The organism is Pantoea sp. X-Soil-ISGK-259, assembly GCF_059730705.1.
This window is the reverse complement of the sequence record NZ_AP035989.1, coordinates 45937-69402: the sequence shown is the minus strand read 5'-3', so window position 1 is coordinate 69402 and position 23466 is coordinate 45937. Positions and strand designations below refer to the sequence as shown.

Sequence of the window (23466 nt, the reverse complement as noted above, 5' to 3'; positions counted from 1 at the left end):
ATTGGAGTGATCCTTAATGGCTATTACTGCCAGACCTAAAGCCAGTGTACCTTCGTCACATGAACAGGCTGATATCGAAAAATTCATTAACGATGCTCCGGACGGAAAAAAACCTGAAAAACGTGGTGTTAAGAAAGGGCAGCGTGAACAGATTACTGTGACATTTGATACGGCTATTATTGCTCAGCTTGATGATCTGGCAATGCATGAGGGCCTGTCACGCGCTGCACTCATAAGAATGGCAGTACGCCAGTTGCTCGATAAAGGTACTCATGTTGGTGGATGAACCATTTTAATATTAAATAAATATTAAAATGATGCTCTTTAAGCATTGTTTTAGTACTGATTTAGTCTTTTTTTGATATGCAAATAAGGGTCATAATGACGAAAATCAGGCAACTACTGTCAGGCTTTTTTGGATTAAGTAAACTCAGCCCGCATGAAAGAAAAAACGCCGCTGAATGGGGATTTCTGCTGAGCACGCTCTTTATCGTGCCGCTTTTTTTCATGCATGATGCCAGTGAACTGATCAAAATCGGCATGCAGCTACTATGGGGGGCCTGCGTTTCGCGCGCGGCCTTCCTGGCAAATGGCGGCTGGAAGAAAAAGAGTTCTGAGAAATGAAGGATACCGGGAGCTTAATGGAAATGCTGACGCAGATGCGTGAGCCGGGAATTGTCTTCAAAACGGTTACCCAGTCAGCCTGTATGTTTAAGGGGCCCGTCCGCAGGCGCCGCCCGGCCTTCGATGACTGGCTTAATCAGCTTTCGCGTAAGGACAGGGTTCCTCGCGGACGCTACTTCCGCGGAAAGCGCCCGGGCAACCACCTGATCATTATGGATGAGTTATGGCAGCAATTTTCCTGAGAAGGCAGGGCAGCAGATATGCGTTTGTCAGCTGTGCCCTGCAGGTTCAGGTTACATCACGCGAGCCACAGGGATGTCACTCCATCGCGTGGTCCACGCCGGTGAAAGCATGTCCCGCTTCATTTTCCATTCTGTATTTACGCCCTGACCGGCAAACCACACATTGCCCAGCCCGGACTGATTGATCCCGTCAAGAACCTTCATCAGCTGGACACTGTTTGCACGTGGCTTATTCTCATCGAACAGATTCAGCTGACTGACGCCGTTAGGCGTAAAGTCATCGAGCATTATCCCGGCCTTCATGTAACGTCGCCCTTCAAGCCAGATGAGGTCGAGAGATCGCATGGCAACTTCAATCATGTCGCGTGTGTCCTGGGTAGGAAGTGTGAGGCTCTCACCTGCACTATTGCCATAAAATATCTCACCCTGCGCATGCGGCGAGGTGCGGATAAAGACGCTGATGCGCCGGCAGAAACTGCCGCTCCTTTCTGAGTTTCTCCGCGGCGCGGGTTGCGTACTGACACAGCGCCTGCTGCATCTGCATTTTAGCCGTAATTCTTTCGCCAAAAGACCTGCTGCAGACGATCTGCTGTTTTGCCGGCACGAACTCTTCGAGCGGGATACAGGATTCCCCGTTAAGCTCCCTTACAGTGCGCTCCAGCACCACGCTGAAGTTTTTACGGATCAGGGCAGGGTGGGCGCGTGACAGCTGCAGAGCATTTTCAATGCCCATGAGATTAAGACGTTTGCCGATGCGCCGGCCAACGCCCCAGATTTCTTCCACGGGCTGATTGGCCAGCAGGGTAGCGGTGCGCTTTGGATTGCCCGGCGTCAGCGCCAGTACACCGCGGAACTGCGGCCACTCTTTACTGGCCCACTGCGCCGATTTTGCCAGGGTTTTTGTCGGACCCATACCTACGCCGACAGTGAGGCCTGTCGTGGCCAGCACGTGCGCGCGCAGGCGCCGGCCAAAATGTTCAAAATCTTCGCAGAAATCAATGCCAGTCAGGTCCAGAAACATTTCGTCTATGGAATACTGCTCCACGCGGGGCGTTATCTCCTCCAGCGCGGTCATGACGCGCTGAGACATGCTGTGGTAAAGCGCATAGTTCGAACTGAAGACATGTACGCGCTCGGCAAAATCCTGATTTTTTATCTGGAACCACGGTGCACCCATCTTTATGCCCAGTTTTTTTGCACCGGCGCTGCGTGCAATGACACAGCCGTCGTTGTTCGAAAGAACCACAACAGGCTTACCGCGCAGATCAGGGCGAAACAAAGCCTCGCAGCTGGCATAGAATGAATTTACATCGGCCAGGCCAAACATGGGCATGATCACCTCCGGCGTGCGCGGGTGTTGTTAAAAAACCAGGTAACAACACCGAGCAGCTGCAGTTCCTCCGGATAAATTACCGGGTAGGCCGGATTCATCGGCAGCAATGCCAGGGTGGGCTGCAGTTGCAGGCGCTTGACCGTAAATTCACCGTTAACCTCGGCAATCACAATATCGCCGTGAGATGCCTGCTCAGCCCGATCGACGACCATGACATCACCATCACAGAGGCCAAGATCCCGCATGCTGTTCCCGCTGGCACGGACGAAAAATGTTGAAGCACGCCGGCGAATACAGAGTTCATTGAGATCCAGCTCTTTCTCAACGTAATCCTGAGCGGGAGAGGGAAAACCTGCGGCACAGGGATCGGCATACAGAGGCACTGGTACGCGGGGTGTGAAAATTGGTGGCCAGAGTGGTGTCAGGCCAGCGGCATAACTGGCCGTGTTCATGACCAGGTATCCTGGATATGCTGCAGCATGACTGCAGAAGTGCTGATGAAATTGCGCATAAAATTCCTCCTGTTACTTACTGTTTATATGTACAGTATTATTGAGGCGAAAATATCTGGCAAGAGGGAGTCGCGCGGAGAAGTGTAAAAGCAATGCCATCTGTCTGACTAATGGGGATATTTATACAGATGCCGTAAGGTTGCGCCACTGTCTGAGATCAGAGTCGGATATATAAGAGGGTGCCTGCGGCTATAGATTTGTGAACCGGCCCTCATGAAGTTTTGCTTTTATCATATTGCAGAATAAATGTACCGGGCGTAATCAATCCATGTCGGCATCAGTGATATGACGCTTCCTCATCACGGCTGTTCGTTCCTCGCTATGCTGCGGTACGCCTCAGCCGTGTCTGCGGCGAGCGTTACAATTGTATATTCAGGGAAGAGAATTTTAGCTCCTGTATTCTTTAATTATCCTGTTCATTCCGCAATCAAAATTTATTGCCCTGAACTACATTAACCCGGATGGCAGTCTCCCAAAAAGAGACGAATTTAAGCTGTCGTTACGCTATTGCCCTGTGCAGTTTTTCTTCATTCAGACACCTACTGCTGATGCTGCATGGATAGTGAAATATACTGTAGGCAGCAATAAAAAATACGTATGCATAATGAATACGCAGATCCCATGAGATTCACCATATAAGGCTGAAAAGCTGGTCAGAACGGAGCATTGCAATGGCCTTTCAGAGCCCCGCTCAGAACTACAATGAAACGCGCCTGAACTTGGGCGATCTGGTATATCTTTCTCCTTACTCAACCTATCTGATGCGTAGTGAATCGGACTATGCCGGCGCCGGAATTGTTAAAGGCTCTGTACTGGCCATTGATCGCGCACTGAAGCCGGCACATGGCCAGATTATCGTTGCAGAGTTTGACGGTGAGCTGACGCTGAGGCGGCTGCTTCTTAACCCGGTTCCTGCCCTGCAGGCGCTGGATGCCGACGAAACCGTTGTGCTGCTCGATGTAAGCCAGCCTCTTCCCGTGTGGGGTGTGGTGGCCTATGCCCTGACCGATGTGGCCGGGATCGGTTTTAACGGACCGGCGGGAGAATAAGCATGTTTGCGCTGGCTGATGCCAATAACTTCTATGCCTCCTGTGAAACTGTATTCAGGCCCGATCTGCGGGGTAAACCTATCGTCGTCGTTTCGAATAATGATGGCTGCGTGATCGCACGTTCAGCAGAGGCAAAACGCCTCGGGATAAAAATGGCGGCGCCGCTGTTTCTGAATGAGCGTTTCTTCAGGCAGAACGGCGTGCACGTGTTCAGTTCCAATTACGAACTGTAGTAAGTTAAGTGGAATGCAACATTGAGTGAGTAAACTTTGAGCAGCGATATTGCTGTCAGAGGAGAACACGATGCTGATCCCACCGAATGAACAAAGCCTATTGCTGGCAGAGCGCTGGCTGAAACTGTTATCCGATCTCGGGCGGGCGCAGGGCACACTCACCGCCTACCGTAGCGCCCTTCATCATTACTTTTCGTTCTGCAGCGAGAACGGAATTGAACCTGAAAAAGCCCGGTTTGAAGACCTCGCCGCCTACATCCGCCCTCAGCTGCCTGGCATGCCTTACCCTGCGGCCAGTGCCACGCTCCAGCTGCGCCTGTCTGCTATCCGTCTCTGGTATGACTTTCTTGTTTATCAGGATATATGCAGTCTCAATCCGCTACCCCGCGCGGGTTTACCGGGTGCCATTTATACCGGGCGGGGGCTTGTCCCGCGTATCACCCGCTTACCTGTAATACCTGACAATGAACAATGGCTGAGATTTCTTAAACATGTTTCAGCTGCTTCCCTGCGGGACCGGCTGATGCTCGCACTGGCCTATTTTGGTGCACTCCGCCGTGCAGAGGTGACAGCCCTGACGCTTGAGGATATCGACCCTGCTCATCGCCTGATCCGTATCCGCCCGGAAACAACGAAAAGCCGGCGTGAAAGGGTTGTGTGCTATGGTCCGGACATTACGCCGGTACTGGCAAACCTTTTCCGGCAGCTGAAGCGGGCTGGCCGGACACAGGGGGCGTTGTTCCGTTCATTTTCTGATCGTAATTACGGCACTCCTCTTTCTGTGTGGAGCTGGAGTAAAACCGTGCGCAGATGGGCTCTGGATACGGGGCTTCCACAGATTACAACCCACACCTTTCGCCATCTTCGCCTGACCCATCTGGCTCGGGCCGGCTGGAAGCTGCATGAGCTGGCGACTTATGCTGGACACAGAGATCCGCGCACCACACAGATTTATATCCATCTGTCAGGGTCCGATCTGTCTGGCCGGATAACCGCAGCCGTAGCTGAAACCGACAGGAAAATCGCTGGCCTTATTTTTCAGGCGGGGGCTTACTGATGAGTGGAAAAAAAAACACAGTCACTTATATACCTTTCAAACGCACAGATTATCAGCTGAGCGATGCGCTGAGTCCTGAGGAAAAAGACGCGATACGTACAGGCTACCGGCGGTCTGCTGCGCTCGATCGGCCAGATTCCCTGCCATATTTGCTGCTGCCTCTGCAGGACATTGCCTCACGAAGCAGTATCAGTGTCAGACTTGCCAGAATTACCCTCCTTGCCGTTCTTGCAGAAACGCACCGGTCGGGTCAGCCCTGCTGGCAGTGGACGCAGGAAAGATGGTTAACGCTCTGTGAGCAACACTGTTCCGGCAGGCCCCTGCTTGCTGCTTTTGCCTTTCATCTCGGTCCGTTTTCTTCTCCGCTCAGCCTGCCAGTGCATGGCGCACCGTCGTTGTACGCCAGTGCTATATATGGCCGGAGTATTGTCAGTCATGAAATTAACCGGCTGACAGACGTTCTGATCTCAATGGGATATGCCGGGCAGAATCAGAAGCACAATATGTCCGGTATGCTGGGTGTACTGATGCTGATGAACAACGACCCGCGTCTTGAAACTTTTACGACAGACCTCCTGTGGCGGGGGCAGAACTGCCACGACCGGGGAATCGCAAGAGCTACGGGGAAAATATCCTGTGCGCTTGCTGCTATGGGAATTATAGAGAGCCCCCTGAGAATGCGTAACTATCAGGAATGGCATGAAAAGCCAACACAAGGTATCGCACCTGACTGGGCGCGGTGGTGCCGGATGTGGCGGGAAACGTCGGTACTCCGCCCCCGCTCCAGAGAAACTCAGTACAGTTTTATTCTCCGCTGTGGCCTGTGGCTTGCCCGGGAAAAGCCGGAAATATGCGAGCCCTCTGACTGGACAATGGAAACCTGCGCCAGCTTTATTGCAATGGTCGGCAGACTGAAAGTAGACGAGCTGTCACTGGATACAAAGAAAGGGGGCAGACAATCAAAACGCTCAGGAGAACCCCTGATGCCGCATTCCCGCAGCCGGTTTGTTTATGCCATTCGCCGTTTTATGCTTGATTATGAAAGCTGGGGATGGGGGCGATTAAAGTTCAGTCCGGCCCGCCATCTGTCCACGCCTGATACACCGCTGTTTCGTCAGGGCGTGAGCCCCCGCGTTATTGATGATCCGGTCTGGCTCAGACTGGTCTGGGCGAGTCTGAACCTGCGTCAGGAAGATTTGCTGAGCGAAATTCATTATCCCCTGTCTATGCTTCAGGCTATGGCGGTTATCTGGACGCATGCCGGGCTGCGACAGAACGAGCTGTTGCGCCTGACAATGAACTGCGTTACCCCACAGGTGGATGACATTCTGCAGGAAAACAGCAGCCCTGTCCCGGCCGGTACTCTGTGCTATCTCAGCGTACCAGCCGGCAAAACGTCTAAAGCTTTTGTTAAGCCAGTCTCGTCTGTTGTGAAAAAATATGTCGATATCTGGCTCAGTGAGCGTCCTCAGGAGCAGGCAGCATTTACGGATGAACGCACCGGTGAAAAAGTTCGTTATCTGTTTCAGAACCGGGGTAAACCGGTGGGAAGAAACATAATAAATCTCACTGTCATTCCGCTTCTCTGCGCCAGAGCGGGTATGTCTGTGGAAGATTCACGCGGTCCCATTACCAGCCACCGCGGCCGTGCTTCTGCCGTTACAGCACTGGCCAGTGTTGCCGGGGGGATGTCTTTACATGAGCTGATGCAGTGGTCCGGCCATTCATCCCCACAGTCAACCCTGCATTATATTCGTATACGTCCGACTCAGCTGGCCGCTTCGTTCGTCAAAGCCGACAGGGTCTCTCATATGATAAGCGTGCTGATTGACCACGATCCGGAAGCCGCCAGTCTGACCGGACCCGCGACGTACTATGATCTGGGTGACTCATACTGCACGAACCCTTTCTGGAGCAGCTGTCAGCACCGGATGGCCTGCATCGGCTGCGATTTTAACCTGCTTAAAGACAGCGCGCGCGGGCTGATAATGGAGAGTAAAGCATCCATCCGGCGTTACCTCGAAGAGGTTCCGCTCACTCCCGATGAGAGATCCATACTGGAGCAGGATGCTGAAAAGGTTGAGCGGGTTCTTACAAGACTGGATCCACAATCCTGACGGATCAGATGCTTACAATGTCCGGCCTGAGGGTGTCAGCGCAGAGTCAGTACAGACGACCGAACGTCGTATCTGATATAAATCTGATTATAGCGGGCGTGATGCCGTAACTGATGGAGCAGCAGATGAGAAAACAGAAGCGATGTATGGGGTATGTGGCTGTTGTGGTCGATGACTACGATCGTGCAATTGAGTATTACACCGATAAGCTGGGCTTTACCCTGATTGAGGACACGCCGCAGCCGGGTAAGCGCTGGGTCGTGGTGACGCCGGACCCTGACAGCGACTGTGCTATTCTTCTTGCCCGCGCGTCGAACGATCGGCAGGAAGGCTTTATCGGCAATCAGTGCGGCGGACGGGTTTTTCTGTTCCTGCAGACCGACAACTTCTGGCGCGACTACAATGCTATGAAGGCAAAAGGCGTCCACTTCTGTCAGGAGCCGCGGGAGGAAGAATACGGAATGGTTGTCGTGTTTGAGGACATCTATGGCAATCGCTGGGACCTTTACCAGAACAGACAGACCTGAAACTCTGTCACGACAGTGCCCCGGATTTACGAGAAGCATTACAGGCGTAAACCCTGTCGGGTCAGGCCCGCAGAGAGCGCTTCTGAACAATATACTGAACTGTCTGACCTCAGTGCAGCGGTCGCTGCACTGAGGTCTCGCCTGGATTAAAGGCCGTACGGTCCGGGTTAACCACACAGCGTCATGATATAAAATCCGGCCGCCGTCATGGCCAGCGAACCCAGCACGTGTATCAGCACCGAGGCGGCTGCCCAGGCATAGCTGCCTGACTGCAGCAGGGCAAAAACCTCAGCTGAAAATGTGGAGAAGGTCGTCATTCCTCCACACAGCCCGGTGGTAATGAGCAGCCGCCAGGCCGGATCGAGGCCGGGATGGCGCAGAAAATACGCCAGGGCCGCCCCGATGATAAATCCACCCAGCAGGTTGACCAGCAGCGTCCCCGGCGGCAGGTCCGGAAAAAGCGCATTCAGGCGCGCGCCCAGCTGCCAGCGGATAACACACCCTAAAGCACCGCCGGTGATGACGGCAAAAAGCTGATTCACGTTCACTCCTTTTTTTTAATATTCAGAACATCACGGGACACGACCTGGGCGGCCGCATCCATCTGATATACGACCGGCACGCCGGTCGGGATGTGCAGCTGTGCCACGCTGTCGTAAGGCATGCCGTCCAGGAAGGCGGTCAGGGCGCGCAGCGTGTTGCCGTGCGCCACAACCAGAACGGAACTTCCGCAGCGTAACTGCGGTACCACAGCATGCTGCCAGTACGGCATGACGCGGCGCAGCGTCATTTCCAGGCTTTCCGTTGCAGGCAGGTCGGCCAGCGCAACGCGGCGGTAGCGCAGATCCCGACGCAGCTGCGCCGGAGCCTCCGCGTCCGCGGGCGGAATGCCGCTGAAGCTTTTGCGCCAGAGCCGGACAGTCTCTTCCCCCATTATCCGGGCAGCGTCGTCCTTGTTCAGCCCCTGCAGCGCCCCGTAGTGGCGCTCATTCAGTCGCCAGCTCTTTTCCACGGGCGTCCAGCTGCGGTCAAGACGGTCCAGCACCCGCCAGACCGTGTGAACGCAGCGTGTCATCACCGAGGTGAAGACCCGGTCGGGCATCAGGCCCGCTGCCCGCAACGCGTCACCGGCCCGGTCGGCCTCCTGCCGCCCCCTGACCGTCAGCGGCACGTCTGTCCATCCGGTAAAACGGTTTTCCCGGTTCCACTGGCTTTCGCCGTGACGCAAAAGGATCAGCGTTGCAGAGGCCACAGGCATTCCTTCTGTGCCGGACGGGGACCGTCCGGCGGATGTGCTACGTGCGGCGCACAAACGCATGAAGCCCCGCGTAGTGCGCATCGTCACCCAGCGCCTGCTCAATGCGCATCAGCTGGTTGTACTTTTCCACGCGTTCGCCGCGGCACGGCGCGCCGGTTTTCAGGTGTCCCGCGCGCAGGGCCACCGTCAGGTCGGCAAGGAACGTGTCCGTGGTTTCCCCGCTGCGGTGGGACATGAACGCGCCCCAGCCGTGCCGCTGGCAGAGCGCCACGGCGTCCAGCGTTTCGCTGAGCGAGCCTATCTGATTGAGTTTAATCAGTGCGGCGCTGGCGAGGTTTTCGTCAATGCCGCGCTGGATATACTTCACGTTGGTGACAAACAGGTCGTCACCAACCAGTTCGGCCCTGCCCGCAAGCTGCCGGTGCAAATGCTTCCAGCCCGCCCAGTCGTCCTCGGCCAGGCCGTCTTCCAGCAGGATGACGGGAAACTGGTCCATCAGCTCGCCGTAGTATGCCGTCATTTCCGCCGCGCTCAGCGCGCTGCCCTCGGTGCGCAGATGATATTTGCCGTCTGCGAAAAACTCACTTGAGGCAGGGTCCATGCAGATGCTGATGTCTTCTCCGGGCCGGTATCCGGCTTTCTCAATGGCCTGTACGATAAACGCCAGCGGGTCGCGGTTTGACGACACGGCGGGCGCAAAACCGCCTTCGTCGCCCACTGCCGCCGACAGGTTGTTGTCCAGCAGGATCTGGCGCAGCGCCTGGTAGACCTCGCTGCCCTGACGTACGGCCTCGCGCAGCGTGGGTGCGCCGTGCGGGGCTATCATGAACTCCTGAAAGTCCGCGCCCTGACCGCGGGCGTGCACGCCGCCGTTGATAATGTTCATGCACGGCACGGGCAGCAGGTTCGCCTGCAGGCCACCCAGGTAGCGCCACAGCGGCTCGTGGGAGGCCTGTGCCGCCAGCCGGGCCACCGCCAGCGACACGCCCAGAATGGCATTGGCACCCAGGCGACTCTTGTTCTCCGTGCCGTCCAGCGCCAGCATGATGTTGTCCAGCTGACGCTGTTCGCGCACGTCGCTGCCGCGCACGGCCTGGCAGATTTCCGTATTAACCGCCCTGACGGCATCCAGCACGCCTTTACCGCCAAAACGGTGTGCGTCACCGTCGCGGCGCTCTGCGGCCTCGCGCGAGCCGGTACTGGCCCCGGAAGGCACCGAGGCGCGCGCCATCATCCCGTCCGTAGTCCGGGCTTCAACTTCAACGGTGGGGTTGCCGCGCGAGTCAAGAATTTCACGGGCGGTTACGTTATCCAGTGTAAAGCGCATGGTGTTTCTCCCGGTTCAGTCAGTCAGGTGAGTGATAAGCACATCCACCGTAAGGTGGTTGATGTAGTCCGCCGAGCGGGAGGTGAGCATTCCCATAAAGCGGTTTCGGTGCCCGGCAAGCACGAGGTCCACGCCCAGCTCCGCGATGCACTTCTCCACGTCCTCAACGCGGCGCATGGTCACCAGCTCCCGCGTGTCTACCGTCTCAGGCACGGAGGCCGCCAGCTCACTCATAAACGCTTTGCCTTTCAGCACCTCCTCCGACACGACGTCGTCCATCAGGCTGTCAGACACGTAGTTCATCTCCCGGTAGTCGTCGCTGATGTGCGCCAGGGTGATTTTCATGCCGAGCGGCTGCGCCAGCGCGACCGCCCGTTTCAGCAGAAGAGTGCCGTCGTTTTTATCGTTCACAAGTATCAGTGCGTGGGTGTAGCAGGTCATAATGAACCTCCGTTCTGGTTAAGGCGGGACTCAAGCCACGGCAGAAGCTGCTTTTTGCGGCTGAGCATGCCCGGTACGGAGCAGGAGGCGACGTTAACGCTCTCCCGCCCGGCGAAGTAAAGCGTTGAGAACCCGGTACGAATGTCGGTCAGCATCAGCACCGCCAGGCCAGCTCCCGACTGGTCTGCCAGATACGCCAGTGCTGCGAGCAGGTCGTTCATCACGGGGGCAACCTGTGACGGTGAGCTGACCTCAATCTGGGCTATGCGCACGTCGGTGCCGGCAATGACGAAGGCCTTGAGGTCCCTGTCCAGCAGCTGCTGTGCGCTGAGGCCGCTGACGTCTGTTTTTGCGGTGAGGAGGTCACGGGCGAAGGCTCTGCGGTTTACGCCAGACAGTGCGCCCAGTTCGGTCGCCGAACGGATATCGTCTTCGGTGGTGGTCGGCGAGCGAAGATTCACGGTATCACTCAGGAGTGCGCCCAGCAGAAGCACGGCGAGCGTCGGGGGCAGCATGCGGCGCGCTTCTGCGTCCATCAGCAGCCAGAGCAGCGTGGCGCTGCTGCCAACCGGGCGAATATGTACCTCCGGCGGCAGTTGCGTTATCAGCCCGCCCAGCCGGTGGTGGTCAGTGATGCCCACGACGTTGCTCCGGAGCAGGTCGTCAGGCCCCTGTGCCGGTTCGGTGAAATCGACCAGCCAGACCCGTTCATCCTTTAGCGGAAAAGCGAGCAGCGGCGGCAGCGTGAGGCCGGCGGCGTCAAAGATAAAGCGGGTTTCCCGGTTAGCCTCGCCGAGACGCCATGCGCGGGCATCCATTCCGCGCCCGGTCAGCCAGTGTGCGGTGACGACGGTCGTGCAGATGGCGTCGCTGTCAGGATTAATGTGGCCAAAAACGTGTATCACAGGTCTCTCCCCATAGAGGGAAGTACGCAGGCCGGGAGGAAAGTAAGGACGGCCTGACGCACCTCCTGAAAATCAAGAGTCACATCAGGCGTCATCAGCTCCTGAACGGAGCGGTTGGGAAGGGTGGAACGCCATCACCCTGTACTGTGAGTATAGAGCCGGTTGCAAAACCTGTCAGTATTATTCCGGCGGCGCTCTCAGCCCGCCAGCGCAGTGCGTGCCTCGCGGAGCACCTGGCGGATGTTTTCCGGCACTGCCGGGCTTGTGCAAAGCGACAGCGGGCTGGGGTGAGGCATAGTCAGCACCGTGACGCCGGGGCGAAGGCAGCTGACCGTCCCGCGGGCCTGCGCCGCTACGGCACCGGCCAGCACCACCACGCGCAGCGCGGGCAGATACGCCAGCACGCCCTCAAGCCAGGCGCAGCCGCTGCGGATGTCCGCCGCTGAGGGCCGTTTCTGCGGCCCGTCACTGACCCAGGGCACCGTATTCCACAGCACGCTGTCCCGGCGCGCAATACCGGCCTCCGCCAGAAACCGCCCCAGATTCTGCTGGGCCGGCCCCGGGTTATCTCGCGAAACGAACCGGGGTGACGGGCTGCTGCGCGCCGGCGACTGCAGCAGGACAAGCAGTCCGGCCCCGGTCCCGCCGTCGGCCGGATCAAACCACGGCAGTTCCACGCCGGCCTGACGCTGCCCGCTGACCCAGCGATTCAGCGCGGCTACGTGCGGCGCGGTAATCGCCGCGAGGCGCTCCTCGCGCAGAAAGGGGTCCAGCAGCGACGTGCAGGTTTCACTCACGACTTCCGGTCCAGGCCTGCCAGGCAGGGGGAAACAAAGAGTTTCCCGCTCCATGCCCCGCGCACCGTCTTCACAGCGACAAGCAGCCACATGGCGGCCAGCATGACGACAAGAAGCGCGCCGAAGCCTTTAAAGAACGCCAGGTCAACGAGGGTGGACAGCTTCAGCGTGGCGACGGTGTACACGCCCAGCGGGAAGGTAAAGCCCCACCATCCCAGGTTGAACGGAATGCCTTCACGAAAGTATCGCACGGTTATCAGCGTGGCCAGCAGCATCCACCACAGGCCGCAGCCCCAGAAGAGAATGCCGGCAACGAACCCCACGCCCTGCGCGATGTGAGCGATTTCCGGCATGCCCGCCGCGGCAAACACCCCGGGCGCATCGCCGCCGATGACCAGCATACCGAGCGAACCGGTGCCAATCGGCCCCAGGGCCAGCCAGCTTGAGGCTGCCATGCTTTCGTGCGGCAGCTTGTGCAGGGCCATACGCAGCAGCAGGATGGCAAGGATGCTCAGCGCCACCGGTACGGAGTAAGCCCACAGCACGTAGCTGGTAATAATGATGCCGAGCTGCGCGTGGGTGTCGGCAATGTGCGGCGCCAGCAGGCCGCCGCTGACCGCCGCGACCTCGGCAGCCACAACCGGCAGTAACCAGACGGCCGTCATCTGGTCAATGCTGTGCTGCTGCCGGGTAAACATCATGTAAGGAATACACACGCCGCACAGCAGCGACATCGCCACGTCCAGCCACCACAGGGCGTGCGCCACCGGAATGACGTCTGCGCCCCACCGGGGAAGACCGAACGCCAGCAGGCCGTTGATGATGGTCGCCATGCCCATCGGGATGGTGCCGAAGAACATGGACACGGTTGAATGGCCGAAGATGCGCTTTGCCTCACCGAAGTACATGACCCAGCGGGCCAGATACATCACGGCAAAAACGCTGAACAGCAGGATGTTAAACATCCACAGCCCTTCCGCGACGAGGCGCAATCCCGGAACCGGCCAGGGGAACTGCGCCAGAGACAGCGACAGGATACCGGTTCCCATGGTGGCGGCGAACCAGTTTGGCGTGAACTGACGTATGGCCTCTTTCGGGCTGCTCAGCGCGCTCAGCGGGCGTGCTCCGTTATGCAGGGTAAATATTTTATCGTTCATGCCGGGATCTCCTGTGTAAACAGAAACAGTATAGGCATGCAGACGTAAATCTTTAAAACAGGTTATTCAGCTAAAATAAATCTGTAAAAGTGGTTTATCCTCCCTCACCCTGCGAAAGACTGTTACTGCACCGGAGTGAGGGAGGGACTGAATCAGGCCTTCGGCGGGCTTTTAATCGTGGCCGTGACGCGGTTCTGTTTCAGGTCAACCACCGAAATACTGAGGTCTTTATTCAGCACCCACGCGCGGGCACTGTCTTTACTGAAAACGATGGCCTGACGGGGCGCATCCAGTCCGGTAACAGTGGCGACCACCTTACCGGCGGCGGTATCAATAACGGAGAGGCTGTTGTCACCCAGGTTGCCGCTGTAAACATAGCGGTTATCCGGTGTCAGGGCGGCACCGTAAGGGTCCTGCCCCACGGGAATGGTTGCCGTAATGGCGCGCTTCTGCGTGTCAACCACTGCGATGGTGTTGCTCCCGCTGTTAGCCGCGTAAAGCGTGCGGCCGTCGGCGCTGACAGAAATGGCGCGCAGCTTGCTGAAGCCGGTTATCTCGCCGCGAATCTCACCCGTTACGGCGTCAACGAGGGTGATTTTATCGCCCTTAAAGTTGGTGACGTAGACGGTTTTGCCGTCCGGGCTGATTTTGATGCCCTGACGGGGCTGAGCAAAACCCGTCACAACCGAAACGGGCCGGTTGTGGGTCAGGTCATACACCGAGAGTGTGCTGGCGGCTTCGTTATTCACATACAGACGCTGACCGTCACGGCTGATGGCTGTACCGAATGCCCCGGCCCCCAGCGGCAGCGTGGTCTCCACGTCAAGCGTCCCGGTGCTGATTTTTCTGACCACGCCGAGGCTGCTGTCTGAAAGATATACAGCCTTCCCGTCGGGGGAGAAAAGCGCATTGCGGGGCGTGACGTATCCCTTCAGCACCTTTCTGACTTTGCCGTTAACCAGGTCGTAAACCACCACGTCAGGGCGCTCACTGTAGGAGGCCACCGCCGTTTTTTCATCGGGACTGACAGCAAGAGAATTGTTGTGGATATCGCCGTCAAACGTCCAGCGCGCCTCTGCGGCACCGGCGAGGGTGCTGATGAGAAGAAGCGCCACCGCGGTCAGTCCCGGGATCCTGTATTTTTTTATCATCATTTTTCCTGCATAGGGGGTGGTAAGGGATAAGACTCATTGCCCGCTTAAGGGCTTCAGAAGAAGCGTGGCAGATAACCCCCTCTCAGGGAAATCGATTTTCCGGCTATGTCTTACCAGTTCACTTCTTTATGCTCTGAGCGGAGGTAAACTGCAGCAATTTAAGGCTGAATAAGTGGGGCTCTGGATTTCAGTCCATGAGGAATAGTTGCTCATTTTTTTTGTTTAAATTGCATTCCACATAAATGGCGACATGTCTGCGCGGATGATGGCCATACTGGGCGAAATGGCCGCGGGTCAGGAGGTTTACTCCATTGATGAATCGTTCCTTGATGTCACTGGCATCGATAGCCTGATTCCCCTTGAAGCGTTCGGACAGCAGATGCGCGAGCGAATCCGGCGTGAAACCGGGCTGATTATCGGCGTAGGATTCGGACCAACGAAGACACTGGCCAAATTGGCCAATCATGCGGCAAAGAAGTGGACGCAGACCGGTGGCGTCGTGGATTTGTCCAGCAAAATCCGGCAGCGTAAACTACTGCACCTGACCGACGTCGGGGATATCTGGGGTATTGGCCCGCGCATTACCAAGCGCATGCTCCAGCTGGGGATCACAACGGCCCTGCAGCTGGCTGACAGCAACATCAGCATGATACGGAAAAACTTCGACGTTATTGTTGAGCGCACTACTCGCGAGCTTAATGGTGAGTCCTGTATTGCACTGGAAGATGCCCCGCCACCAAAGCAGCACATTTTAAACTCGCGTTCTTTTGGCGAAAAAGTCACAAAACTGGAAGACATGCAGCAGGCAATCGTGCTTTATGCCACACGTGCTGCGGAAAAGCTCAGGGAGCAGAACTCACGCTGCCGGCATATTAGTGTCTCCATCGCCACTGCCCGTCACGGTAATGAACCGCAATATTCGAATACCGCCTCTCGCATCTGTGATTATCCGACGAACGATACGCGCGACATCATTGAGTCAGCGCTTCGCGGCCTCGGCACTATCTGGCGGGAAGGCTATCGGTACGCTAAAGCGGGCGTCATGCTGGGAGATTTTTATCAGTCAGGTATTGCGCAGTTTGACATGTTTAGTGAGCAGCAGCCGCGGGCGAACGCAGACGCGCTAATGGCAGCACTGGACGGTATTAATCGATCCGGGAAAGGAAAAGTCTTTTTCGCGGGTCAGGGAGATCGCGACAGTTCATGGCAGATGAAACGTGAAATGCTGTCACCTCGCTATACAACGAGATTAAAAGATATCCCAAAAATAAAGTAAGTTAATTTTCGCAGTCTTTGCTTCGTGCGGGCGATCGCGCTGTTGGTCTATAATTCCCGTCGCAATTAATCCATTAAAAGGAATATATGATGAAAACAGGACTGATTTCACAGGGTTTACTGGCTACCCTACTTGCCGGTTGCGATGCTGACACGCAGACCCTTGAGTGGTATAAGGCGCACGATAAAGAACGCAATGCAAAAGTTGAAGAGTGCAAAAAAGCGTCCGACCCACGTGGTACTGAGGACTGCCGGAATGCGATTGATGCTTCTTTCCGTGCTGATGGCAATATTACAGAGAGTAAGCCTAAAGAGTGGACTCCCGATGGTCCCAAAAGTTAGCTGAGAATGAACCGTCGGCAGGCGGTTTTTTTATGCCCGGCTTTGAACGTTTATAGGTAGAGAGGTCCCGCGAGGCTATCACCTACAACCACTGCGCGTCTTTGAAACACCTCTCCAGATTGATACCAACAAAACTGCTCACCCGTTCTCCGCTTAGCGCGGAACATTCAGTCCGTTCCGGCTGCGCATGTGGCTTCCGGTGAGCCTCAGCCGTTACTTCGGTGAACGTTATGTGTTCACGCATTACAGGCGGATTTTTTGTTTATTGCTTACACCCAGGACATGCCGTGTTCCGGTTCAATTTTGATTCTTCCAAAAATCATATTCTTTTCCTGTACCATCTCCCTACTCGCGGAGCCACTTTTTGAAGACGTTTCAAGTGTCTCCAGCCACCAATAAAAAGAACTAAACCGGTTATAAAAATAGTTGCTGCAATGAATGGGCGTCTGAGCCCCAGTTCACTGATGGCCGGAGTACAAAATAATATGATTATGCCCGTCAGCATCGGCAATGCCGGTCTGCATCCCGTACTCGCTGGCTCCAGTCTGTACTCAGCGTGGCAGCCCGTGCAGACGGTATAATTATCAGGTACGTGTGTACCACAAAATCCACACTTCATTTCCAGACCTGCTCCTTTTGAAAATCCGGGCAAGGATACATCAATAATGTGTGGTACTGAGAATCTCTTTAAGTAACTTCAGGTGTTATCTTTCAAAATAAACACATCATGCATTTGGTCATCTAAGGGGCCGTTTGCCCTCTGCCTTATCAGATGACGCATATAAATCCCGTTTTATCCGCATCACCTTGAGTAGCTCCCTCCGTACCGTCGGGCAGCACCGTGCCTTCACGTTAGCCGGGCCGCTTCGCCGGCAAGGGACGCTTACGCTCGCCATCCTTGTATGTTTAAAGCAGAACCGGGATGGGACTAAACTTATCCTGTGTTTTTACTGATGCTGCAGCGCGATCGACATCCAGGGATTAACAAGCCCGCGGGTGAGCACTATGCGCAGCATCACTTTCAGCTATAGCCCGAACAATTGCCTGGTGCGTCAGAAGCCCGTATCTGCAAGGCAGGGAGAACTGAAATGAGCGATAAAACAACTGTTGGTATTGACGTATCAAAGTTCGCTTTAGATATCTTTATTGATACCAGCGAGCGACTGATACATCTGGAGAATTCCGCCTCCGGCATCATACAGCTGCTGAAGGAGCTGGAAGGTCTTCATATATCGGGGGGTTATCATGGAAGCCACAAGCCGGTATCACTCTCTTGCTGAATCAATGCTGATTTCAGCTGATCTGCCTGTTGCTGTCATTAATCCGCGACAGATAAAGAATTTTGCCCGGGCAATGGGAAAGGTGGCAAAAAGCGACTCTATCGATGCCAGGATAATCTGCGAATATGGTCGTCGTATGAAACCGGAATTCAGACCTGCCAGGGACAAAGAACTTCAGGATCTTGCACTGCTTCTTACCCGTGGGCGTCAGCTGGTACAGAATCGTGTCATGGAAGCTAACAGACTGCAGGAAAAAAACGGGATATATATTGAGATGGGTATTACAGAGCACATCGCGTGGCTTAGCTTACAGATTGATACTCTGGACCAGGAAATAAAATACCAGCTTGATCAGAATGCTGCGCTATCTCCAAAGCGAAAAATGCTTGAAAAAGTTAAGGGCATTGGGCCAGTAACTCAGGCGGCGATCCTGAGCCAGCTTCCTGAGCTGGGAGCGCTGACGCGCAGGCAGATTTCGGCGCTGGTTGGTGTATGCCCGTATGACAGGGACAGCGGGCAGCTTCGCGGCAAAAGAGCTATCTGGGGAGGCAGAGCTGGCCTGCGGGCAACACTCTATATGGCGATGCTTTCCGCGGTTCGATATAACCCTCAGATTAAAGACTTCTATACATCCCTCATTGCACGTGGAAAAGTAAATAAAGCCGCGATTACAGCCTGTATCAGGAAATTCATAACGATACTCAATGCTATGTTCAGGGACCAGAAGGATTGGATATACAGCTGAAGAGACAATTTACGACTCTGTATGAAGCAGACGATACATATCACTGTTCAATCTGAACGAATTGAGGGTCCGCTTTGTGCCAGAAGCGGACGCTAACGACATTACTTGTGGTTAAGGCACTTTTACGGATGAAGGACAAGACTGTTACATTTCATATGTTGTAAACCGACTCTCAGGTAAACCGGAAAATACTGCTGAGTTAGCCTTTAACAACGCGCCATCATGTTTTGATTGCTCAGGAAGGCCCACGCTTGCGCTGGTGCAGTAAAGCGTTGTGAAGGTATCACCCGCAATGACCGGACAGGTGCTCTGCACGGAGGGAGAAGGCAGGATATAGTCCGTTGTTCCGTCCGGGCGATAACGCACCAGACGATTTCCACCCCATTCTGCATTCCACAGATACCCTTCTGCATCCACACAGGAGCCGTCAGGAGCGCCTTCACCTTCGACTTTTATGAATATGCGCTGGTTTTGCAGCGAGGGATAATCGCAGCACATAATCTGCCCCTGCATTGAGTCGCAGTAGTACATTGTCCCGCCATCCGGGCTGAAGCAGATGCTGTTCGGGATGGCGACCTCAGGCAGAGAAAGCGTCTCAACAGCGAGTGTCGCTGCATTGAGCCTGTGAAACTTACCAATAACTTTCGCGGGAAAACCGTCATCCATTGTTCCAAAGACAAAATTACCGGCGCGGTCACAGCGTCCATCCCCAATGCGGGTACCCGTCCCTCCCGGTGAGGCGGCCACCGTGGTAAGAAACCCGGTATTGAGATCATACAAAGCCAGCCTGGATGCAAGCCCCATCAGCAGAATATGACTTCGGTCAGTCAGCGCAAAGGAACCCAGGCGTTCAGGCAGCGACCAGCGCATTACAGCGTCGTTACCTTCTTCTGATGCGAGCAGTTCACTGGCTTCAATGTCAGTCCAGTACAGCCTGCGGGTCCTTTCACACCACAGGGGACACTCCCCCAGTGTATTTCTGATATCAGCTGCGATTGAAAACATATAAATCCTTCAGATAAATAAAGGTCGTACTTCGCGCAAGGCCAAAATCACCCCGTCTGCGAGGAAGCAAACGGGGGAAAGCCCTTACTGCAGAAAACGTGCGGAGAGCCGATCGCCAAAAAGCATGATGGCAAGTCCGGCCAGCATGACCAGCATTCCTCCCAGCTTCAGCAACGAGACTGGCCGCCTGACCGCGCCCAGCAGGCCAAAGTGGTCAATCACCTGCGAGGAGAGCAGCTGTCCGACAATCGCCAGCCCGAGCAGGGCTGAAAAACCGATTTTGGGTGCGAGCACGACGTAGCTGAATAATGCACAGGCACCGATCAGTCCGCCCGCCAGGCTCCACACAGGCTGCGAAGGTATGGCGGCAAGTGAGCTGAATAATCCCCCACGCAGCAGCGAGTAAATTCCGAGGCTGAACGCCCCGGCTGTAAAGGAAAACAACGCGGCGGTGACCGGGTCCCCGCCGAGCCCTTTTGCGAGCTGACTGTTCAGGGTCGTCTGAAGCGTAATCCCCAGTCCTGCTGCAAAAGCAATGACGTAATAAATCGCGCTCATACTGTTCGTCTCTGTCAGTTAGCCTGAACCAGCGGCAGGAATTTTTCCGCGAAGATGTCTGGCTGATAGCCTGCTGCCGCAAAGAGGTGCGCGCGGGATTCATCGATAGCAGCGCGGAGGCGCGCACCGTCCACACCCAGCACTTTGCCGTTCTGCTTGACGATGCGCCCGCCGATCATCACGGTGTCGATGTTGCTGCGTTCGGTTGCATGTACTACCGTACCAAACGCATTTCCATTGGGATAGAGGTTGAGATCAGCCGCGTTAATCAGCACCAGATCAGCCTGTTTTCCAGGCGTCAGGCTGCCTACTTTGTCCTGCATTCCTGCACAGAAAGCACCATCGACGGTGGCCGATTTAAGCAGTTGCGCAGCCGGAAGCGTCGTCAGCGAATGCGCTGAATCACAGCAGTGCTGCTTGTGCATCCCCATCACGCGCTGCAGATAGAACGCCACGCGCATTTCCATAAACATGTCTGTGCTGTAAGAGGTTTCATTGTCCACGCTAAGGCCAGGATGGATACCATGACGCTGCGCGGCTTCAATGGCGAACATTCCGCTTTCGATACCATAGTGGGAATCTGAGCGCGGGCAGACATTCACCCGGACACCGGCATCACGCAGGATCTCCCATCCCTCATCAGGTACGGCGGTGCAGTGGTTGAAGATATTGTCCGGACCGAGCAGACCCTGCTGATGCAGTGATTGAAGCTCGGAGGCCATTTCAGCACCAAAGAACTCGGTGACAATCGGCAGCCCCAGCCTGCGCGCCTCAGCCCACAGTTCGGGTTCCAGCTGGGCCATGACGCCCAGCGTCACAAGACTATCAGGGTTGTCCGCGAAATATTTTTCCTGCAGGCGCTGCCAGTTGCCAGGCCAGTGCGCCTTATCCCATTCGCCGGCCACCGGTGCGCCCGAAGCATGGATAGCGCGAATACCGGCATCAAGCAGGGCCTCAACGGCGGCATCGGCGTGCGCAGCGGTCCGGCTGTTGTGCGAGTTATCAATCATTGTGGTAATGCCCGCGTCAATCGCGCCCAGCGCCGTCAGAAGGTTACCCACATAGATATCTTCCGGACGGTAATACTTAGCGAACGAAAAGTGCGTGGCGTTGCTGTAGTCGTCCAGACAGGTGGCGTTGGGGTTGATACGGCGCAGCTGACCTTCCCAGGCGTGACGGTGAGAGTCGACCATCCCCGGCATGGCGATCATGTTTGTAGCATCAATGACGTGAGCACCCGGCACGTCAAGGTTCTGTCCCACGGCGGTAATCGTTGATCCAGTGACAAGAATATCGCCACGCTCAAGGTTTCCTACATTCTCGTCCATACTCAGTATGGTGGCCCCGCGAATCAGCGTTACCGGCGGGTTTTCGTACTGATTATTAACAATATTTCTTTTGTAATCAGTCATTGTCATCCTCTCTTTATGTGTGAACAGGAAAACGATACGCCCTACGATTAAGTTGAAAAAGATGACTAACGCGTTTTCATAATTCACAATTAACGAATAATGATGTTTATCTCTTTCACAGGATATTCAGGAGAGCAGCCAGATGGATCGCATTCAGGCTATGCAGATTTTTTTAAGGGTGGCTGAGGCCGGAAGCTTTGTGCGGGCAGCGGAAACACTCTCCCTGCCTGCCTCGACGGTTACCAGCACCATCAAAAATCTGGAGAAATATCTGCAGGTGCGTCTGCTGAACCGGACCACGAGACGGGTCAGTCTGACCCCCGAAGGCCTGCAGTATCTGGCGCAGTGCAGAGAAATACTGGCCCTGATCGAACATACGGAAGCCAGTCTGGCCGATGCGAACAGACGGCCCCGGGGCCGTCTGCGCGTTGATATGCCCGGAGGAATAGCCCAGTTCGTTGTTATGCCTAATCTGAAAGCGTTCTGCAGCCGGTATCCTGATATCTACCTGATGATCGGCGTCAGCGATCGGCAGGTCGATCTGGTTCAGGAGGGGGTGGATTGCGTAATCAGAACCGGAGAGTTGCTTAACTCAACGCTGGTTGCCCGTCCGCTCGGGCAGTTTCGCTGGATCACCTGTGCCTCTCCCGACTATCTCAGGGCATATGGTATTCCGCAGTCACCTGACGAGTTATCGCATCACCGGGCCATTCACTATTTTTCCGGCCAGAGCCGGCGCACGGACGAACTGCGTTTTGTGCAGGGAACGGAAACACTGTCTGTCTCCGTCAGCGGGCAGGCCGCCGTTAACGAGACGGGACTCTATATAAAAATGTGCCTTGAAGGGTTCGGACTGGCGCAGCTTGCTGAGAACGTGGTCGCAGAACATCTGCAGAAAGGAACGCTGGTTGAAGTCCTGGCCGACTGGCAGCCGTCGTCTGTTCCTGTCACATTGCTTTACCCCCATCAGCGTTTTCTGTCACCCGCCGTTCGCGCATTTGCAGACTGGATAGATGAAATCGTTAACTGATACCTCCCGGCCGGTGCAGACAAAAGTCTGTATCTGGCGTATGCGTGCATCCCGGAGCAGCGACTTACCGGGGAAAGGGCTATACCCACCCGGAAACTCACCGCTCCTGGTAAGGGGCGCCGCCGTCTGAAGATGCCAGCCGCATCCGGGCACGCACTCAGCTGAAGTGCCGGAGTAAGATATCTTCCAGAATGCGAAAAACGGTCCTGATGCGCTGCGGTACAAGTGCCTGATAGGGCCGGTAAAGATAAAGCTGCCAGGTTTCCAGTTTCAGTTCCGGCAGGACATTCACCAGCCTGCCATCTTCCAGATATTCCCTGCAGGCCAGATTACTTGACTGGATCACGGCTTTCCCGGCTAAAGCAGCCTGAATCTCAGACTGGGAGTCGGTGGTAAAAAACTCAAGATGGCGTGGTACAAACGTATCGACGCCATCGAGCATATATTCGAATACTTTGCCGGTTTCAGGATTCAGCAGCCCACTGAAAGGATAGCGCTGGCGCAGATCTTCGAAGTTTTCCGGTGCCCCCAGCTTCTCAATAAGTTCAGGCGATGTCATCAGCGCGTGATGAACGAGCGTGATGGGCCTGATAATAAAGTTCGGATTTGGCTCGCGTTCGATGCGGATCCCCATATCAATACGGTTCTGTACCGAATCCAGCTTCATCATGTCCAGCCGCCAGTCTATAAACAGCTCAGGATAGGGGCGAAGCGCGGTCAGAAGCTCAAACAGCACCTGTTCGTGTCCGGGAAAGCGGAACAGTGTGATCCTCACAATCCCCTTCATCTCATTGTCATCTCTGGCCGTCTGAAACAGCGCTTGTGAGTCTTCAAGAAGGCGCACAGCCTTTGGCAGGAAAAGTTCGCCAAAGCTGGTCAGCACAATCGATCGGGTATTCCGCTTGAAGAGTGGCTCGCCGAGCTGATTTTCCAGCTCAGCAATTGTTCGCGTTACCACGGAGGGAGAAATGGCCAGCCTGACCGCCGCTTCGCGAAAATTCATCGTTTCCGCAGCGGCAACAAAAAATCGCAGAGCATCAAGTTTATTCATAATTATTGTGTTTTAAGCAATTCTGACTTTCGAAA

The 23466-nt window shown here is 55.5% G+C and carries 25 protein-coding genes, 2 pseudogenes and 1 riboswitch; of the genes and pseudogenes, 13 read left to right on the top strand and 14 right to left on the bottom strand.

The genetic code is table 11. The annotated features are described in order from the left end of the window. Positions 1 to 16: 16 nt before the first annotated feature. The 3 genes from AC6I77_RS22570 to AC6I77_RS22560 all read left to right on the top strand — a co-directional run bounded on the left by AC6I77_RS22570 (position 17) and on the right by AC6I77_RS22560 (position 866). Positions 17 to 286 carry a ribbon-helix-helix domain-containing protein gene (locus tag AC6I77_RS22570; RefSeq protein ID WP_497817404.1) on the top strand — a complete coding sequence of 90 codons (270 nt, stop codon included), beginning with the start codon at positions 17 to 19 and terminating at the stop codon, positions 284 to 286. 95 nt (positions 287 to 381) lie between these two features. Beyond that, positions 382 to 624: a hypothetical protein gene (locus AC6I77_RS22565; protein WP_497817403.1), complete on the top strand. Its 243-nt coding sequence runs from the start codon at positions 382 to 384 to the stop codon at positions 622 to 624. Between the two features lie 17 nt (positions 625 to 641). Then, entirely contained in the window at positions 642 to 866 is a 225-nt protein-coding gene (locus AC6I77_RS22560) for a hypothetical protein (RefSeq protein WP_497817402.1), read from the top strand. 51 nt (positions 867 to 917) lie between these two features. Here the strand turns inward: AC6I77_RS22560 and umuC (AC6I77_RS22555) are convergent. Both umuC (AC6I77_RS22555) and umuD read right to left on the bottom strand, forming a co-directional pair. After that, positions 918 to 2193, bottom strand: a pseudogene (gene umuC, locus AC6I77_RS22555) (translesion error-prone DNA polymerase V subunit UmuC). An 8-nt stretch (positions 2194 to 2201) separates the two neighbouring features. Beyond that, complete coding sequence (umuD, locus tag AC6I77_RS22550; protein ID WP_497817401.1) at positions 2202 to 2651, bottom strand: translesion error-prone DNA polymerase V autoproteolytic subunit; 450 nt, start codon at positions 2649 to 2651, stop codon at positions 2202 to 2204. Between the two features lie 731 nt (positions 2652 to 3382). Between umuD and AC6I77_RS22545 the strand changes: the two genes are divergently transcribed. The 5 genes and pseudogenes from AC6I77_RS22545 to AC6I77_RS22525 all read left to right on the top strand — a co-directional run bounded on the left by AC6I77_RS22545 (position 3383) and on the right by AC6I77_RS22525 (position 7694). Then, positions 3383 to 3760 carry a S24 family peptidase gene (locus tag AC6I77_RS22545; RefSeq protein WP_497817400.1) on the top strand — a complete coding sequence of 126 codons (378 nt, stop codon included), beginning with the start codon at positions 3383 to 3385 and terminating at the stop codon, positions 3758 to 3760. Between the two features lie 2 nt (positions 3761 to 3762). Continuing rightward, positions 3763 to 3990, top strand: a pseudogene (locus AC6I77_RS22540) (Y-family DNA polymerase); the annotation flags it as partial. A 73-nt stretch (positions 3991 to 4063) separates the two neighbouring features. After that, a complete protein-coding gene (locus AC6I77_RS22535; protein ID WP_085016762.1) occupies positions 4064 to 5050 on the top strand; it encodes a tyrosine-type recombinase/integrase in 987 nt (328 codons plus the stop codon). Next, entirely contained in the window at positions 5050 to 7167 is a 2118-nt protein-coding gene (locus AC6I77_RS22530; RefSeq protein WP_110412210.1) for a tyrosine-type recombinase/integrase, read from the top strand. The genes AC6I77_RS22535 and AC6I77_RS22530 overlap by 1 nt, the downstream gene beginning before the upstream one ends. Before the next feature lie 125 nt (positions 7168 to 7292). After that, a complete protein-coding gene (locus AC6I77_RS22525; protein WP_085016764.1) occupies positions 7293 to 7694 on the top strand; it encodes a VOC family protein in 402 nt (133 codons plus the stop codon). 167 nt (positions 7695 to 7861) lie between these two features. On the opposite strand, the gene crcB is transcribed toward AC6I77_RS22525, so the two are convergent. The 8 genes from crcB to AC6I77_RS22485 all read right to left on the bottom strand — a co-directional run bounded on the left by crcB (position 7862) and on the right by AC6I77_RS22485 (position 14730). Next, positions 7862 to 8236, bottom strand: a complete 375-nt coding sequence (gene crcB, locus AC6I77_RS22520; protein WP_010260804.1) for a fluoride efflux transporter CrcB — start codon at positions 8234 to 8236, stop codon at positions 7862 to 7864. Positions 8237 to 8238: 2 nt separating this feature from the next. Then, the gene (locus AC6I77_RS22515; RefSeq protein WP_085016765.1) at positions 8239 to 8946 is read right to left on the bottom strand and encodes a 2,3-bisphosphoglycerate-dependent phosphoglycerate mutase; all 708 of its coding nucleotides are present in this window, start codon (positions 8944 to 8946) and stop codon (positions 8239 to 8241) included. A gap of 43 nt (positions 8947 to 8989) precedes the next feature. Beyond that, positions 8990 to 10279: a phosphopyruvate hydratase gene (gene eno / locus AC6I77_RS22510; protein ID WP_085016766.1), complete on the bottom strand. Its 1290-nt coding sequence runs from the start codon at positions 10277 to 10279 to the stop codon at positions 8990 to 8992. A gap of 15 nt (positions 10280 to 10294) precedes the next feature. Next, positions 10295 to 10720 (bottom strand): universal stress protein, encoded by a 426-nt coding sequence (locus AC6I77_RS22505; RefSeq protein WP_085016767.1) that lies wholly within the window; start codon positions 10718 to 10720, stop codon positions 10295 to 10297. Further along, entirely contained in the window at positions 10717 to 11625 is a 909-nt protein-coding gene (locus AC6I77_RS22500) for a DHHA2 domain-containing protein (RefSeq protein ID WP_085016768.1), read from the bottom strand. Before AC6I77_RS22500 ends, AC6I77_RS22505 begins: the two co-directional genes overlap by 4 nt. Positions 11626 to 11703: 78 nt before the next feature. After that, positions 11704 to 11773, bottom strand: a riboswitch (Fluoride riboswitch). 49 nt (positions 11774 to 11822) lie between these two features. Next, positions 11823 to 12422, bottom strand: a complete 600-nt coding sequence (locus AC6I77_RS22495) for a uracil-DNA glycosylase family protein (RefSeq protein WP_085016769.1) — start codon at positions 12420 to 12422, stop codon at positions 11823 to 11825. Continuing rightward, the gene (locus AC6I77_RS22490) at positions 12419 to 13579 is read right to left on the bottom strand and encodes a TDT family transporter (RefSeq protein ID WP_085016770.1); all 1161 of its coding nucleotides are present in this window, start codon (positions 13577 to 13579) and stop codon (positions 12419 to 12421) included. The genes AC6I77_RS22495 and AC6I77_RS22490 overlap by 4 nt, the downstream gene beginning before the upstream one ends. A 152-nt stretch (positions 13580 to 13731) precedes the next feature. After that, a complete protein-coding gene (locus tag AC6I77_RS22485; RefSeq protein WP_085016771.1) occupies positions 13732 to 14730 on the bottom strand; it encodes a YncE family protein in 999 nt (332 codons plus the stop codon). Between the two features lie 253 nt (positions 14731 to 14983). Between AC6I77_RS22485 and umuC (AC6I77_RS22480) the strand changes: the two genes are divergently transcribed. The 4 genes from umuC (AC6I77_RS22480) (at position 14984) to AC6I77_RS22465 (ending at position 18375) form a co-directional block, all read left to right on the top strand. Further along, positions 14984 to 16009, top strand: a complete 1026-nt coding sequence (gene umuC, locus AC6I77_RS22480; protein WP_497817399.1) for a translesion error-prone DNA polymerase V subunit UmuC — start codon at positions 14984 to 14986, stop codon at positions 16007 to 16009. An 89-nt stretch (positions 16010 to 16098) separates the two neighbouring features. Next, positions 16099 to 16350 (top strand): EexN family lipoprotein, encoded by a 252-nt coding sequence (locus AC6I77_RS22475; protein WP_497817398.1) that lies wholly within the window; start codon positions 16099 to 16101, stop codon positions 16348 to 16350. Between the two features lie 1088 nt (positions 16351 to 17438). Then, positions 17439 to 17630, top strand: coding sequence for a hypothetical protein (locus tag AC6I77_RS22470; RefSeq protein ID WP_497817397.1), 192 nt, complete (start codon positions 17439 to 17441; stop codon positions 17628 to 17630). Beyond that, complete coding sequence (locus tag AC6I77_RS22465; RefSeq protein ID WP_497817396.1) at positions 17596 to 18375, top strand: IS110 family RNA-guided transposase; 780 nt, start codon at positions 17596 to 17598, stop codon at positions 18373 to 18375. The genes AC6I77_RS22470 and AC6I77_RS22465 overlap by 35 nt, the downstream gene beginning before the upstream one ends. Before the next feature lie 144 nt (positions 18376 to 18519). On the opposite strand, the gene AC6I77_RS22460 is transcribed toward AC6I77_RS22465, so the two are convergent. From AC6I77_RS22460 to AC6I77_RS22450, 3 genes are all read right to left on the bottom strand, one after another. Beyond that, positions 18520 to 19380, bottom strand: coding sequence for an SMP-30/gluconolactonase/LRE family protein (locus tag AC6I77_RS22460; protein WP_497817395.1), 861 nt, complete (start codon positions 19378 to 19380; stop codon positions 18520 to 18522). An 84-nt stretch (positions 19381 to 19464) separates the two neighbouring features. Beyond that, the gene (locus AC6I77_RS22455) at positions 19465 to 19938 is read right to left on the bottom strand and encodes a DMT family transporter (protein ID WP_161736116.1); all 474 of its coding nucleotides are present in this window, start codon (positions 19936 to 19938) and stop codon (positions 19465 to 19467) included. A gap of 14 nt (positions 19939 to 19952) precedes the next feature. Then, positions 19953 to 21350: an amidohydrolase family protein gene (locus AC6I77_RS22450; protein ID WP_497817394.1), complete on the bottom strand. Its 1398-nt coding sequence runs from the start codon at positions 21348 to 21350 to the stop codon at positions 19953 to 19955. A gap of 142 nt (positions 21351 to 21492) precedes the next feature. Between AC6I77_RS22450 and AC6I77_RS22445 the strand changes: the two genes are divergently transcribed. Further along, on the top strand, positions 21493 to 22380 hold the full coding sequence (locus AC6I77_RS22445; RefSeq protein WP_161736118.1) for a LysR family transcriptional regulator: 888 nt from the start codon (positions 21493 to 21495) through the stop codon (positions 22378 to 22380). Positions 22381 to 22537: 157 nt separating this feature from the next. Here AC6I77_RS22445 and AC6I77_RS22440 read toward each other — a convergent pair whose 3' ends face one another. Further along, a complete protein-coding gene (locus AC6I77_RS22440) occupies positions 22538 to 23431 on the bottom strand; it encodes a LysR family transcriptional regulator (RefSeq protein ID WP_161736119.1) in 894 nt (297 codons plus the stop codon). Positions 23432 to 23466: the final 35 nt, after the last annotated feature.